Here is a 13,908-nt window from a genome sequence, read left to right as displayed (position 1 = left end):
GCAACCACGCGCATGGAGCAGTACGAGCCAGACCGCCTGTCCCCGGCCCAAGTGGCCGCCATGCGGCGCTCACTCAGGAGCGGCAGGGCCGCCCTCACCCGCCGTTCGCTGCTGCGCGCCTCCACGGGCGGCGCGCTCGCGGTCGGCGGACTCGGCCTGCTGAGCGGCTGCGGCATCCCGGCGGCCGGGAAGACCGAGGGCGGCGTCTCCGCCGAGGACCACTCCAAGGAGGAGAAGCAGGTCCGCTTCTCCAACTGGACCGAGTACATGGACGTCGACGAGAGCGGCCGGCGCCACCCCACGCTGGAGGCGTTCACCAAGCGCACCGGCGTCAAGGTCACGTACACCGAGGACATCAACGACAACAGCGAGTTCTTCGGCAAGATCCAGCCGCAGCTCGCCGCGGGCCAGGAGACCGGCCGCGACATCATCGTCCTCACCGACTGGCTGGCCGCCCGCCTGATCCGCCTCGGGTGGGTCCAGAAACTGGACCCGGCCAACCTGCCGCACGCCTTCGCCAACCTGTCGCCCCAGTTCCGCACCCCCGACTGGGACCCCGGCCGGGCCTACTCCTACCCCTGGCAGGGCATCTCCGCCGTCATCGCCTACAACAAGAAGGCCCTGGACGGCATCGAGGTGAAGACCGTCTCCGACCTGCTCGACAACCCGAAGCTCAAGGGCCGGGTCGGCTTCCTCACCGAGATGCGCGACACCATGGGCATGACGCTGCTCGACATGGGCAAGGACCCGGCCCGCTTCACCGACGACGACTACGACGCGGGGATCGCCCGGCTCCAGAAGGGCGTCGACCGCGGCCAGATACGCCGCTTCACCGGCAACGACTACACGTCCGACCTCAGCAAGGGCGACTTCGCGGCCTGTCTGGCCTGGGCCGGCGACGTGGTCCAGCTCAAGGCCGACAACCCGGACATCGACTTCGTCATCCCGGACAGCGGCTACGTCACGTCGAGCGACAACATGCTGATCCCCAACAAGGCACGGCACAAGACGAACGCCGAACGGCTCATCGACTACTACTACGAACCGGGCCCGGCCGCGGAACTCGCCGCCTACATCAACTTCGTCTGCCCCGTCGACGGCGTGAAGGACGACCTGGCGAAGATCGACGAGGACGCGGCGAACAACCCGCTGATCATTCCCGACCAGGCCATGCAGGCAAAGTCGCACTCCTTCCGCTCCCTGAGTTCGAAGGAAGAGACGGCATACGAAGAGAAGTTCGCGAAGCTCACCGGGGCGTGACGACGATGACGACCAACACGACGAAGAACCAGACGGACGGCGGCGGCGACGTCCGCCTCGCCGGCATCAGCAAGACCTACGGCTCCTTCACCGCCGTGCACCCGCTCGACCTGACCGTGCCGCAGGGTTCCTTCTTCGCCCTGCTCGGCGCCTCCGGCTGCGGCAAGACCACCACCCTGCGCATGATCGCCGGACTGGAGGAGCCGAGCGGCGGCACCGTCCACCTCGGCGACCAGGACGTGACCGCGCTGCCGCCCTACAAGCGGCCGGTCAACACGGTCTTCCAGTCCTACGCCCTCTTCCCGCACCTCGACATCTACGAGAACGTCGCCTTCGGCCTGCGCCGGCGCGGCATCAAGAGCGTGAAGAAGCAGGTCGGCGAGATGCTCGACCTGGTGCAGCTCGGCGAGCAGGCACGCAAGAAGCCGCACCAGCTCTCCGGCGGCCAGCAGCAGCGCGTCGCGGTCGCCCGCGCCCTGATCAACCACCCCAAGGTGCTGCTCCTCGACGAACCCCTCGGCGCCCTCGACCTCAAGCTGCGCCGCCAGATGCAGCTGGAGCTCAAGCGCATCCAGACCGAGGTCGGCATCACCTTCGTGCACGTCACCCACGACCAGGAGGAGGCCATGACGATGGCCGACCAGGTCGCCGTGATGAACGCGGGCCGCGTCGAGCAACTGGGCGCCCCCGCCGACCTGTACGAGAACCCGCGGACCACCTTCGTCGCCAACTTCCTGGGCACCTCCAACCTCGTCGAGGCCGAGGTCGACAGCCGCAGCGGCGACGACGTCGTCGTGAAGGCCGCGGGCGACAAGCTCGTCCTGCCCGGCGCCCGGTGTTCCGCGCCGGCCAAGACGGGCGGCAAGGTCCTGGTCGGGGTCCGCCCCGAGAAGATCAGCCTCACCCACGCGGACGACGCGGGCGCCATTCCCGAGGGCCGCAACCGCATCACCGGCAGGATCGCCAACACCAGTTTCATCGGCGTCTCCACCCAGTACGTCGTGGACTGCGCCGCCTGCCCCGAGTTCGAGGTCTACGCCCAGAACATCGACCGCGACCCCCGCCTCGCACCCGGCGCCGAGGTCGTCCTGCACTGGAGCCCGGCGCACACCTTCGGGCTCGACGCAGACCAGTCCGTGCTTGCAGGGACGATGGGCGACGCGGGCGTCGCCGAGGGCGAGGCCGCCTGATGTCCACCCTCACCGAGGCGCCACCGCCGCTCACCCCGGCCGCGCCGGAGCAGACGCCCCCGCGCAAACGCGGCCGCTGGACGCCGTACTGGCTGCTGCTGCCCGGCATCCTCTGGCTGGTCGTCTTCTTCGCGGCGCCGATGGTCTACCAGGCATCCACCTCCGTGCAGACGGGCTCGCTGGAGGAGGGCTACAAGGTCACCTGGCACTTCGTGACCTACTGGGACGCGGTGTCCGAGTACTGGCCGCAGTTCCTGCGCTCGGTCGCCTACGCCGCCTCCGCGACCGTGCTGTGCCTGCTGCTCGGCTACCCGCTCGCCTACCTCATCGCCTTCCGCGCGGGCCGCTGGCGGAACCTGATCATGATCCTGGTGATCGCGCCGTTCTTCACCAGCTTCCTGATCCGCACCCTGGCCTGGAAGACGATCCTCGCCGACGGCGGCCCGGTGGTCGGCGCCCTGAACACGCTGCACGTCCTGGACGTGACCAGCTGGCTCGGCTGGACCTCCGGCGACCGCGTGCTGGCCACACCGCTCGCGGTGGTCTGCGGTCTGACCTACAACTTCCTGCCCTTCATGATCTTGCCGCTCTACACCTCTCTGGAGCGCATCGACGGCCGGCTGCACGAGGCGGCGGGCGACCTGTACGCGAAGCCGTCCACGGTCTTCCGCAAGGTCACCTTCCCGCTGTCGATGCCGGGTGTCGTCTCCGGCACGCTGCTGACCTTCATCCCGGCCACCGGCGACTACGTCAACGCCTCCCTGCTGGGCTCGGCGGACACCGGAATGATCGGAAACGTCATCCAGTCGCAGTTCCTGAGAGTTCTGGACTATCCGACGGCGGCCGCGCTCTCGTTCGTCCTCATGGCCGCGATCCTTGCCATGGTCACCTTCTACATCCGCAAGTCCGGGACGGAGGATCTGGTTTAAATGGTCTTCGTCACCTCCTTCAAGAACTGGTTCAAGCGCAATCTGGTCGTGATCGCCGGACTGCTGACACTCGCGTACCTTCTGCTGCCCAATGTCGTCGTCACGGTGTTCTCGTTCAACAAACCGAACGGGCGCTTCAACTACGAATGGCAGCAGTTCTCCACGGACGCCTGGAAGGACCCGTGCGGGGTCGCCGGGCTGTGCGGTTCCCTCTCGCTCAGCCTCCAGATCGCCCTGTGGGCGACGCTGGGCGCCACCGCCCTCGGCACCGCGATCGCCTTCGCGCTGGTCCGCTACCGCTTCCGCGCGCGGGGTGCGATCAACTCGCTGATCTTCCTGCCGATGGCGATGCCCGAGGTCGTGATGGCCGCCTCGCTGCTCACCCTCTTCCTCAACATGGGTGCTCAGCTCGGCTTCTGGACGATCCTGATCGCCCACATCATGTTCTGCCTCAGCTTCGTCGTGACGGCCGTCAAGGCGCGCGTGATGTCGATGGACCCGCGCCTGGAGCAGGCGGCGCAGGACCTGTACGCCGGCCCCTTCCAGACCTTCCTCCGGGTCACCCTGCCGATCGCCGCGCCCGGTATCGCGGCCGGCGCGCTGCTCGCCTTCGCGCTGTCCTTCGACGATTTCATCATCACCAATTTCAACGCGGGCTCCACCGTCACCTTCCCCATGTTCGTGTGGGGATCGGCCCAGCGCGGAACGCCCGTCCAGATCAACGTCATCGGTACGGCCATGTTCGTCATCGCCGTACTCTTCGTCCTGGCCTCCATGGTCATCGGCAACCGCCGAAACCGCCGCAAGGCATAAAGCACCTCGGTTTGTCTTCGTAGGGAGTTGAAATCATGGCCCCTGGCGCCATGAGCCGCAGCAACGACTGGACGAAATCCCTTTCCGACGCCCAGCTCGTCCCGTACTGGCTGGACGACCCGGGCCGCCCTCGCCCCGAGGCCGCCCTCACCGGCGCCGAGACCTGCGACCTGCTGGTCGTCGGCGGCGGCTACAGCGGACTGTGGACCGCGCTGATCGCCAAGGAGCGCGACCCGGGGCGGGACGTGGTGCTGGTCGAGGGCCGCGAGGTGGGCTGGGCCGCCTCCGGCCGCAACGGCGGCTTCTGCGCCGCCTCCCTCACCCACGGACTGTCCAACGGCCTCACCCGCTGGCCGGACGAGATCCACAAGCTGGAAGAGCTGGGCGCCCGCAACCTCGACGCGATCGAGGAGGCGGTCGCCCGCCACGACCTCGACTGCGAATTCGAGCGCACCGGCGAGATCGACGTCGCCACCGAGCCCTACCAGGCCCGGGAACTGGAGGAGTGGTACGGGGAGATCCGCGCCAAGGGCCTCGCCGAGGGCATCGAGTACCTGGACGCCGAGGCCGTACGGGAGCAGGTCGACTCACCGACCTTCCGGGCCGGCCTGTGGGACCGGCGGGGCGTGGCGATGGTCAACCCCGCCAAGCTGGCCTGGGGCCTCAAGCGCGCCTGCCTCGCCCTCGGCGTGCGCGTCTACGAGCACACCCCGGCGCTCACCCTCAGGCCGTACGGCGCCGGCATGGCCGTACGCACCCCGTACGGCGGGGTCCGCGCCCGCACGGTCGCGCTCGGCACCAACGTCTTCCCGAACCTGGTCCGCAGGGTGCGCTCGTACACCGTCCCGGTCTACGACTACGCCCTGATGACCGAGCCGCTCAGCCAGGAGCAGCTCGCCTCGATCGGCTGGAAGAACCGGCAGGGGCTCGGGGACAGCGCCAACCAGTTCCACTACTTCCGTCTCTCGGCCGACCACCGGATCCTGTGGGGCGGCTACGACGCGGTCTACCCGTACGGCGGCCGGGTGCGCGCCGAGTACGACGACCGGCCCGAGACCTACGCCAAGCTCGCCGGGCACTTCTTCACCTGCTTCCCGCAGCTGGAGGGCGTCCGTTTCACCCACGCCTGGGGCGGCGCCATCGACACCTGCTCGCGCTTCTCGGCGTTCTTCGGCACCGCGCACCAGGGCAAGGTCGCCTACGCGGCCGGGTACACCGGCCTCGGTGTGGGCGCCACCCGGTTCGGCGCCGAGGTGATGCTGGACCTGCTGGCGGGGGAGCGCACCGAGCGCACCGCACTGGAGATGGTGCGCAGGAAGCCGCTGCCGTTCCCGCCCGAGCCCTTCGCCTGGACCGGCATCGCGCTCACCAAGTGGTCGCTGGCCCGCGCCGACGCGCAGGGCGGCCGGCGCAACCTGTGGCTGCGGACGATGGACCGCCTGGGGCTCGGCTTCGACAGCTAGGGACCGCTGCCCATGTGACCCGGTTCACCCCTACGAGGTACCGCAACCCGCGTAATGCCGCCGGGAGACCTCCCTCTCCCTCGTGACGCACCCCGCGTCGACGAGTGAAAGGGAGGTTTCACATGCCTGGTGCGAAGACGGCGGTCGCGTGGCTGGCATCCGTCGCACCGGATCCCGAGTCCTGCCGCCGGGACTGGGAGCGCGACCCTTCGGGCGTCGCGCTGCTGCCCGCCGGCAAGGCATGGGACGTGCTCATCCTGCCGAGCAGGCTCGGCTATCCGACCCTGGACGTGCTCTCCCGCGTCCTGGACCAGCCAGGCCCGGTGCTCGCCGACTTCGGCGACGCGCGCACGGGCTTCTTCGTGCCGGCCGGCACGGCGGCCCGCTGGGTCGGCACCGGCATCAGGACCGCCGGGCTCGGCACCTGGATCGTGGTGCCGTACCCCGGCGGACTGTCGTCCGGAGGAACCCGCTGGCTGATCCCGCCGGACGGGACCGGCACCCTCACCGACCCCTCGCTCCTGGAGCTGGCGATGCACGAGGCGGCGGCGGCCCTCGCGGTGCAGGAGGACGACGGGTAACGGGCGGTGAGGTGCGCAAGGGGTTGACAACCGAATTGGTCTGGACCAAATTGGGCGCGCTCCACCCTCCCCATCTCCCCCATGTCCGGAGGCACTTGTGGAACGCGCACGTCTGGAACGCGCCAGACCTCTCGCCCGTCGCCCCCTCGTCACCCTGCTCACGGCCGCGGCCCTCGCCGCGTCCGGCCTGACCGCGCTCACGTCGGCCGCCCGTGCGGCCGACGCGGACCTCGCCCGCAACGGCGGCTTCGAGTCCGCGCTCGACGGCTGGACCTGTACCGCGGGCACCACCGTGACCTCGCCCGTGCACAGCGGCGCGACCGCCCTGAAGGCCACCCCGGCCGGCGCCGACAACGCCCGCTGCGCACAGACGGTGTCCGTGAAACCGGACTCGCAGTACACGCTCTCCGGATACGTCCAGGGCACCTACGTCTACCTCGGCGCGAGCGGCACCGGCACCACCGACGTCTCCACCTGGGCCCAGTCCGCCCCCGACTGGCAGCAGCTGACCACCACCTTCCGCACCGGCCCCTCGACCACCAAGGTCACGATCTACACCCACGGCTGGTACGGCACCGGCGCCTACCACGCCGACGACATCTCCCTCACCGGCCCCGGCGGTGAGACGCAGCAGCCCCCGGCAGTCCCCGGCGGCCTCAAGACCGGCTCGGTGACCTCCTCCGCCGTCGCCCTGTCCTGGTCACCGGTACCGGGCGCGACGGGATACGCCGTCTACCGCGACGGCACCAGGGTCAGCACGGTCACCGGCACCTCCACCACCGTGTCCGGCCTGACCCCGTCGACGGCGTACTCCTTCCAGGTCACCGCGGTCAACGACGCGGGCGAGTCGGCGCGTTCGGCCACGGTCACGGCGACCACCGCCCAGCGCCCGGACGACGGCGGCGGCTCCTCCGGCCTCCCGGCCCACGCCCTGGTCGGCTACCTCCACGCCAGCTTCGCCAACGGCTCCGGCTACACGCGCATGGCCGACGTGCCCGACAGCTGGGACGTCATCGACCTGGCCTTCGGCGAACCCACCTCGGTCACCTCCGGAGACATCCGCTTCGAGCGCTGCCCGGTCGCCGAGTGCCCGAACGTGGAGAGCGACGCCGAGTTCAAGGCCGCGATCAAGGCCAAGCAGGCGGCCGGCAAGAAGGTGCTGATCTCCATCGGCGGCCAGAACGGCCAGGTGCAGCTCACCAGCACCGCCGCCCGCGACAAGTTCGTCTCCTCCGTCTCCGCGATCATCGACGAGTACGGCCTGGACGGCCTCGACATCGACTTCGAGGGCCACTCGCTCTCCCTGAACGCCGACGACACGGACTTCAAGAACCCCAAGACCCCGGTCATCGTCAACCTCATCTCGGCCGTGAAGACCCTCAAGGCCAAGTACGGCGACGACTTCGTGCTGACCATGGCCCCGGAGACCTTCTTCGTCCAGCTCGGCTACCAGTACTACGGAACCGGCAAGTGGGGCGGCCAGGACCCGCGGGCCGGCGCCTACCTGCCCGTCATCCACGCCCTGCGCGACGACCTGACGCTGCTGCACGTCCAGGACTACAACTCCGGCTCGATCATGGGCCTGGACAACCAGTACCACTCCATGGGCGGCGCCGACTTCCACATCGCCATGACCGACATGCTGCTCACCGGCTTCCCGGTCGCGGGCGACGCGAGCAACGTCTTCCCGCCGCTGCGCCCGGACCAGGTCGCGATCGGCATGCCCGCCTCCACCCAGGCCGGCAACGGCCACGTCTCGTCGGCCGAGGTCAACAAGGCGCTCAACTGCCTGACCAAGAAGACCGACTGCGGCTCCTACGCCACCCACGGCACCTGGCCCGACCTGCGGGGCCTGATGACGTGGTCGATCAACTGGGACCGTTACTCGAACTGGGAGTTCCAGAAGAACTTCGACGCGTACTTCGGCTGACGCCCCGCGGGGTCCGGCCGGGTGGGGTCCGGCGGTCCACCAGCCGGACCCCGGTCAGCAGCACCACTCCCAGGCACCAGCTCGCGACCACGTCCAGCGGCCAGTGGTAGCCCCGTCGTACCAGCCCGTAAGAGGTGCCGAGGACCAGCACGGCGCACAGCACCACCAGCGCCCGGCGGACGGCCGGCGAGCGCAGCCGCCCGAGCAGCAGCAGCGCCGCCGTGCCGTAGGCGACCACCGCCGTGGCGGTGTGACCCGAGGGGTAGTAGCCGGTGGCCGGCGGCACCGCCGGGGTGCCGGGGCGGTCGGTCCACTCCTTCAGCGGCGCGACCAGCGCCGGCACCAACACCATCGCCAGCGCCCCGGCCAGGGGCGGCAGCCACCAGAGGTCCGCACCCGTGGCGCGCCCGTGCCACGCCACGTACGCCAGCGCCACGACCAGGACGGGCACGGCCACCTGCACGTTGCCGAGGTCGGACAGCAGCTCGGAGAGCCGGTCCGGGTGGACGAGCGCCCCGCTCAGCCGCTCGTCCACCCCGACCAGCGGGCCGTCGGCGAGGACCTGCCAAGTGATCAGCGCGAAGAGGAGCAGGGGCAGCCCGACGAGGGCGGACAGGGCGCGAAGCGGGGCGGAGACCGGCATGACGCACAGCTTCGCAGGCCCGCCGTCGCGTAGTCTCACCGCCCGTGACCACCATACGAACGGCACGGGACAGCCAGTGGGAAGAGACCTTCACCCGGCTGAGGGCGATGACCAGTGAGGGCCGGTACGAGGAGGTCGAGGCCGAGGCCCGGACGCTGGCCGCGCTCCCGCGGCGCCCCTGGCGCAGGCGCCCGCCGCACTGGGAGGCGAGGGTGCTGGCCACGGGAGCGGCCGTCATGCACGGCCGGATGACCGAGGCGCTGGACGAACTGGACACGCTGATCGCGGAACTGGAGCCGGTCGGCCTCAACTCGCAGATGCTGCGACTGATCGCGCGCAGCAACCGCGTGGTCGCCCTGTCCGGCCTGCGGCGGTACGCGGAGGCGGAGACCGAGGCGAACGGCGTCCTGCGCGAGCTGAACCAGATCGCCCACCGCGCCCCGGTGGCGGCGCTGGAGGTCAACACCCTGGGGCACCTGGCCGTCGTCCTGTGCGGGCTGGCCCGCCACGAGGAGGCGGAGGCCGTGGCCCGCGGCAACCTGTCCCGGGCGAACGGACCCGCCGCCGGTGTCCTGAACACCACGCTGGCGCGCAGCCTGAACGGGCAGGGCCGCTACGAGGAGGCGCTGGCGGAGGTCCGCCGGAGCCCGCCCCGGCCGCCCCGCTACGCCGGCGGGTACCCGGACCTGGTCACCGCCGAGGCCCTGTACGGCCTGGGACGCCGCGCGGAGGCGGAGGACGCCGTACGGCGTGCGCTGGCCGACTGCGAACGGCAGTTGCACCCGGCCCATCCGCGCACCGCCGAGGCCCGTGCCCTGCTGGCCCGTGTCACCGGGGAGGAACCGGGCGAGGAATCCCGAGGAGAACCGGGGGAGTGAACACCGAAGGGCCGGCACAAGGGGGGAGTGTGTCGGCCCTTCGGTGAACCACCGTCCCGAGTGCCGAGGCGGCCGTCCTGACCGGAACGCCGCGCGCCCCGGGGGGTTTGGGGCGGGCGACCGTCCGATCGGTGAGGAAGCCGGAACCCGTGGGCTCCGGTTGTGTGCGCGAGGCACGACCAGGTCGAAGCCGGGGAAGCCTCGTCCTGATGATCCGCCCACAGTCCCCTGTGGGCGGGTGTATCTCTCATCTGCGTAGAACCTACGGCAGGGGGTGCGCTCAGGACAGGGACATCGGCGTCCTGACATCCACCCCGCACACCTTCTTCACACGCTCTGCCGGTGGCCCCGCCAGACGTGCGAAACCCGGCTCGGATGGGCGTTCGGCACTCGTGCTCAGGGGCGGGTGACGGCCTGCCTCAGACGCGGGTGAATGCCTGCCTCAGAGGCGAGTGAATGCCTGCTCGATGATGTCGAGGCCCTCGTTCAGCAGGTCCTCGTCGATCACCAGCGGGGGCAGGAAGCGCAGCACGTTGCCGTAGGTGCCACAGGTCAGGACCAGCAGGCCCTCCTGGTGGCAGGCCTTGGCGAGCGCGGCGGTCGCCTCCGGGTTCGGCTCCTTGGTGTCGCGGTCCTTGACCAGCTCGATCGCGATCATCGCGCCGCGGCCCCGGACGTCGCCGATGACGTCGAACTTCTCGGCCATGGCGGCCAGGCGGGACTTCATGACCGCCTCGATGTTCTTCGCCCGGGCGTTGAGGTCGAGTTCCTTCATCGTCTCGATGGCCCCGAGCGCGCCCGCGCAGGCCACCGGGTTGCCGCCGTAGGTGCCGCCGAGGCCGCCGGAGTGCGCGGCGTCCATGATCTCGGCGCGGCCGGTGACGGCGGACAGCGGCAGACCGCCCGCGATGCCCTTCGCCGTCGTGATCAGGTCCGGGACGATGCCCTCGTCCTCGCAGGCGAACCACTGACCGGTGCGGCAGAAGCCGGACTGGATCTCGTCCGCGACGAAGACGATGCCGTTGTCCTTGGCGAACTCGCTGATCGCGGGCAGGAAGCCCTTGGCCGGCTCGATGAACCCGCCCTCGCCGAGTACCGGCTCGATGACGATCGCGGCCACGTTCTCGGCGCCCACCTGCTTGGTGATCTGGTCGATCGCCTGGGCGGCCGCCTCCGGGCCGGCGTTCTCCGCGCCGGTCGGCCAGCGGTAGCCGTAGGCGACCGGCACCCGGTACACCTCGGGCGCGAACGGGCCGAAGCCGTGCTTGTACGGCATGTTCTTCGCGGTCAGCGCCATCGTCAGGTTGGTCCGGCCGTGGTACCCGTGGTCGAAGACGACGACGGCCTGCCGCTTGGTGTACGCACGGGCGATCTTGACCGCGTTCTCCACGGCCTCGGCACCGCTGTTGAACAGGGCGGACTTCTTCGCGTGGTCGCCCGGCGTCAGCTCGGCCAGCGCCTCGGCGACGGCGACGTAGCCCTCGTACGGCGTGACCATGAAACAGGTGTGGGTGAAGTCGGCGAGCTGCGCGGACGCCTTGCGTACGACGGCCTCGGCGGAGGCGCCGACGGAGGTCACCGCGATGCCGGAACCGAAGTCGATCAGCCGGTTGCCGTCGACGTCCTCGATGACACCGCCGCCGGCCCGCGCGACGAAGACCGGCAGCGTGGAGCCCACACCCTGCGCGACCACGGCCGTACGGCGGGCCTGCAGCTCCTGCGACTTCGGGCCGGGAATGGCGGTGACGACGCGGCGCTCCTGCGGAAGTGCGGTCATGGGGGCTCCTGGGGTCGTGCCGGATCCGCGGGACCTGGTGTGCCTGCGGGATCCGCGGGATCTTACGGACGCTTGCCTTCTTTTCTCGCAGGCTAGGACCGGCGGTGCGGGGTGGGCATGCTCCATGTGGGCGTTGTCCGAACGGCCGCTTGTCCGACATGGACAGGTGCCGGGAACGACGACATATGGACACGTCGACGCGGGCCCGGCCGCGTAAGCGGTGAACTCCCCCTGGGAGGGCGTTAGATTGGCTCGCTGATGGCGGACGGAGCGGCAGGTCAGGGGGCAAGGGCGATGGACGGCGACGGGACCCGGGACGCGCGGGGCACGCATGCGAATCCGGTGCCGCGTCCGGCGGGACCTCCGGAGGTGCCCGCGAAGCCCCCCGAGGCCCCCACGGTGCCGCCCCGGCCGGCGCGGGCACCGGGAGCCCCGGACGGTCCGGCCTTCCTGACGTGGCTGCGCACCCCGCGCCCGCAGGCCCTGCCCGGGGTGTGGCGGTTCGGACACCGGCCGCGGCCCGAGGAGGAGCCCGAGCGGGTGCCGGGCCGCCAGCTGCTGAGCGGCGCGGTGATCGCCTTCCTGGTCGGCTGGCTGATCTGGTCACTGCTGTGGAACGGCTACCTGGGCGGCTGGTGGCTGCTGCCCCTCTACGCGATGATCCCGGACTCCTGGGCCGAGCCCCACAGCTTCACCTCGGTCGTGGTCGTCTACGCCTACTACGTCCTGATCGCCGGCATCATCATGGTCGGCGTCGGACGACTGGGACGCTGGAGCGAGATCTGGCGGCGCTACGGCCCGCCCGCCTGGCGCCGTGCCGTGCCCGGCGCGGTGCCCCCGCCCGCCCCCGAGGAGGACCCCGCCGCATGGCCCGCGCTGCGCGCCGCGGGGGCCCACGACGCCGCCGAACGGCTGGCCGCCGACGCCCGCTCCGGGCTCATGCGGGACGTGGACCACGCCCGCATCGCCCGCGCCTGGCAGGGCGTGCAGCGCGGGCGGCACAGCCTGGCCACCTTCACCGGCGCGGTGCTCAGCCAGGGTGCGGGCGCCTGCCCGCACCCCTCCGGCGCCCGCGACCTGCCCGTCCGGCAGGCCCGGCACGACCTCGTCACCGGCCAGGTGCGCATCGGCACGGCCGCCGACGACACCCGCAACCCCTACGCCTACCGCGGCGCCGGTCTCGCCCTCGGCCCCGACCTGCTCGGCACCTCCCTGCTGGCCGTCGGACCCGCGGGCTCCGGCAAGACCGGCAGCCTGGTGCGCCCGCTCACCGAGTCACTGTGCCTGCACGCGCTGGCCGGCCGCGCCGCGGTCGTCGTGGTCGGCGCGGCGGGCGCGGACCTCGGCCCGGCAGACGCCTACGACGTCGTCGTCCGCATCGGCCACCCGGACTCCGTGTACGACCTCGACCTGTACGGCGGCACCACCGACCCCGACGAGGCCGCCGTCGTGCTCGCCGAGGCCCTGGTCGGCGACCTCACCGAGCAGCACCAGGGCGGTGACACCCGGCGCTCCACCACCGTCCTCGCCCAGCTCCTCGGCCCCTTCCGCGCGGTCCACGGCCGCTTCCCCGGCGTGCCGGAGCTGCGGCAGCTGCTGGAGGGCGCCCCCGGACCGCTGGCCGAACTGCGCGAGGGGCTCCGGGCGGCCGGGCAGGACTCCCTGCTGCGCGAACTGGACGCACGCGAGCGGCAGCTGGACCGGCCCGGGGACCTGGGCGGTGTCCTGGCCGACCGGGTGGCGCTCCTGGACCGCCCCGCCTTCGCCCCCTTCTTCGACACCTCAGGGCAGTCGCGCCCCTTCTCCCTCAAGGCCCTCGACCACCCGGTGCGGGTCCGCATCGACCTGCCCCAGCGCGGTCACGCCGACGCCTCCCGGATGCTGGCGCGGCTGGTGCTCGCCCAGTTCACCGCGAGCGTCTCGGTACGGGAGGACCGGTCGCTGTTCGCCTGCCTGGTGCTGGACGACGCCAGCGGCGTGGTGACACCGGAGGCGGTACGGGGCGTGCAGCGGCTGCGCTCGGCCGGTGCCGGCGTGGTCCTGACCCTGCGCACCCTGGACGACGTACCGCGCCCCTTGCGCGGGCCGCTGCTCGGGGCCATCGGGTGCCGGATGGCGCTGTCCGGACTCACCCCCTGGGACGGGCAGGACTTCGCCGAGGTGTGGGGCAAGGAGTGGACCGAGGCCCGCGACGTCACCGACCGGCAGATCATCGCCGAGACCCCGGCGGGCAAGGCCGTGCACATGCTCCGCCGGGTGATCACCGGCAAGGCGCCCACCGCGCGCGCGGTGACCGTGCGGCAGGTCGAGCGGGAACGCTGGTCGGCGTCCGAGCTGGCGCACGCCGTGCCGGCCGGGCACGCGGTGCTGTCGCTGACCAGCGTCAAGGGGGAGCACGCGCCGCCGCTGCTGGTGGATCTGCGCGGGTGAGCCGTACGGGGCCC

The 13,908-nt window shown here is 71.2% G+C and carries 11 protein-coding genes; 9 read left to right on the top strand and 2 right to left on the bottom strand.

What is annotated here, in order from left to right; genetic code table 11:
- The first annotated feature begins 12 nt into the window (after nt 1-12).
- The 7 genes from IE258_RS31200 (at nt 13) to IE258_RS31170 (ending at nt 8,166) form a co-directional block, all read left to right on the top strand.
- The gene (locus tag IE258_RS31200) at nt 13-1,260 is read left to right on the top strand and encodes an ABC transporter substrate-binding protein (protein ID WP_189749103.1); all 1,248 of its coding nucleotides are present in this window, start codon (nt 13-15) and stop codon (nt 1,258-1,260) included.
- Nucleotides 1,261-1,265: 5 nt separating this feature from the next.
- Nucleotides 1,266-2,450, top strand: a complete 1,185-nt coding sequence (locus IE258_RS31195; RefSeq protein WP_189749102.1) for an ABC transporter ATP-binding protein — start codon at nt 1,266-1,268, stop codon at nt 2,448-2,450.
- Nucleotides 2,450-3,379 (top strand): ABC transporter permease, encoded by a 930-nt coding sequence (locus IE258_RS31190; RefSeq protein WP_189749100.1) that lies wholly within the window; start codon nt 2,450-2,452, stop codon nt 3,377-3,379. The genes IE258_RS31195 and IE258_RS31190 overlap by 1 nt, the downstream gene beginning before the upstream one ends.
- Entirely contained in the window at nt 3,380-4,192 is an 813-nt protein-coding gene (locus IE258_RS31185; RefSeq protein ID WP_189749098.1) for an ABC transporter permease, read from the top strand. It begins immediately after the preceding gene.
- 35 nt (nt 4,193-4,227) lie between these two features.
- Nucleotides 4,228-5,655: an NAD(P)/FAD-dependent oxidoreductase gene (locus IE258_RS31180; RefSeq protein ID WP_189749097.1), complete on the top strand. Its 1,428-nt coding sequence runs from the start codon at nt 4,228-4,230 to the stop codon at nt 5,653-5,655.
- Between the two features lie 122 nt (nt 5,656-5,777).
- Nucleotides 5,778-6,236 carry a hypothetical protein gene (locus IE258_RS31175; protein ID WP_189749095.1) on the top strand — a complete coding sequence of 153 codons (459 nt, stop codon included), beginning with the start codon at nt 5,778-5,780 and terminating at the stop codon, nt 6,234-6,236.
- A 112-nt stretch (nt 6,237-6,348) separates the two neighbouring features.
- On the top strand, nt 6,349-8,166 hold the full coding sequence (locus IE258_RS31170) for a chitinase (RefSeq protein WP_189749202.1): 1,818 nt from the start codon (nt 6,349-6,351) through the stop codon (nt 8,164-8,166).
- Here IE258_RS31170 and IE258_RS31165 read toward each other — a convergent pair.
- Entirely contained in the window at nt 8,105-8,809 is a 705-nt protein-coding gene (locus IE258_RS31165) for a phosphatase PAP2 family protein (protein ID WP_189749094.1), read from the bottom strand. The two genes, IE258_RS31170 and IE258_RS31165, sit on opposite strands and share 62 nt — an antisense overlap.
- Before the next feature lie 44 nt (nt 8,810-8,853).
- Here IE258_RS31165 and IE258_RS31160 point away from each other — a divergent pair, with 44 nt between their 5' ends.
- Nucleotides 8,854-9,687, top strand: coding sequence for a tetratricopeptide repeat protein (locus IE258_RS31160; RefSeq protein WP_229892521.1), 834 nt, complete (start codon nt 8,854-8,856; stop codon nt 9,685-9,687).
- Between the two features lie 442 nt (nt 9,688-10,129).
- Here IE258_RS31160 and gabT read toward each other — a convergent pair whose 3' ends face one another.
- Entirely contained in the window at nt 10,130-11,464 is a 1,335-nt protein-coding gene (gabT, locus tag IE258_RS31155) for a 4-aminobutyrate--2-oxoglutarate transaminase (protein WP_189749093.1), read from the bottom strand.
- Nucleotides 11,465-11,758: 294 nt separating this feature from the next.
- On the opposite strand from gabT, the gene IE258_RS31150 reads away from it, so the two are divergent.
- Nucleotides 11,759-13,894 (top strand): ATP-binding protein, encoded by a 2,136-nt coding sequence (locus IE258_RS31150; RefSeq protein ID WP_159329313.1) that lies wholly within the window; start codon nt 11,759-11,761, stop codon nt 13,892-13,894.
- Nucleotides 13,895-13,908 lie beyond the last annotated feature (14 nt).

It is taken from the genome of Streptomyces tendae (assembly GCF_014650435.1).
Lineage (GTDB): Bacteria > Actinomycetota > Actinomycetes > Streptomycetales > Streptomycetaceae > Streptomyces > Streptomyces tendae.
This window is presented reverse-complemented; position numbering and strand designations above follow the sequence as displayed.

Bases quoted from the DNA above. Each gene is read 5' to 3' on its own strand.
- IE258_RS31175 (WP_189749095.1), top strand. From the start codon at position 5,778: ATGCCTGGTGCGAAGACGGCGGTCGCGTGGCTGGCATCCGTCGCACCG.
- IE258_RS31150 (WP_159329313.1), top strand. From the start codon at position 11,759: ATGGACGGCGACGGGACCCGGGACGCGCGGGGCACGCATGCGAATCCG.
- gabT (WP_189749093.1), bottom strand. From the start codon at position 11,464: ATGACCGCACTTCCGCAGGAGCGCCGCGTCGTCACCGCCATTCCCGGC.
- IE258_RS31185 (WP_189749098.1), top strand. From the start codon at position 3,380: ATGGTCTTCGTCACCTCCTTCAAGAACTGGTTCAAGCGCAATCTGGTC.
- IE258_RS31200 (WP_189749103.1), top strand. From the start codon at position 13: ATGGAGCAGTACGAGCCAGACCGCCTGTCCCCGGCCCAAGTGGCCGCC.
- IE258_RS31180 (WP_189749097.1), top strand. From the start codon at position 4,228: ATGGCCCCTGGCGCCATGAGCCGCAGCAACGACTGGACGAAATCCCTT.
- IE258_RS31195 (WP_189749102.1), top strand. From the start codon at position 1,266: ATGACGACCAACACGACGAAGAACCAGACGGACGGCGGCGGCGACGTC.
- IE258_RS31190 (WP_189749100.1), top strand. From the start codon at position 2,450: ATGTCCACCCTCACCGAGGCGCCACCGCCGCTCACCCCGGCCGCGCCG.
- IE258_RS31165 (WP_189749094.1), bottom strand. From the start codon at position 8,809: ATGCCGGTCTCCGCCCCGCTTCGCGCCCTGTCCGCCCTCGTCGGGCTG.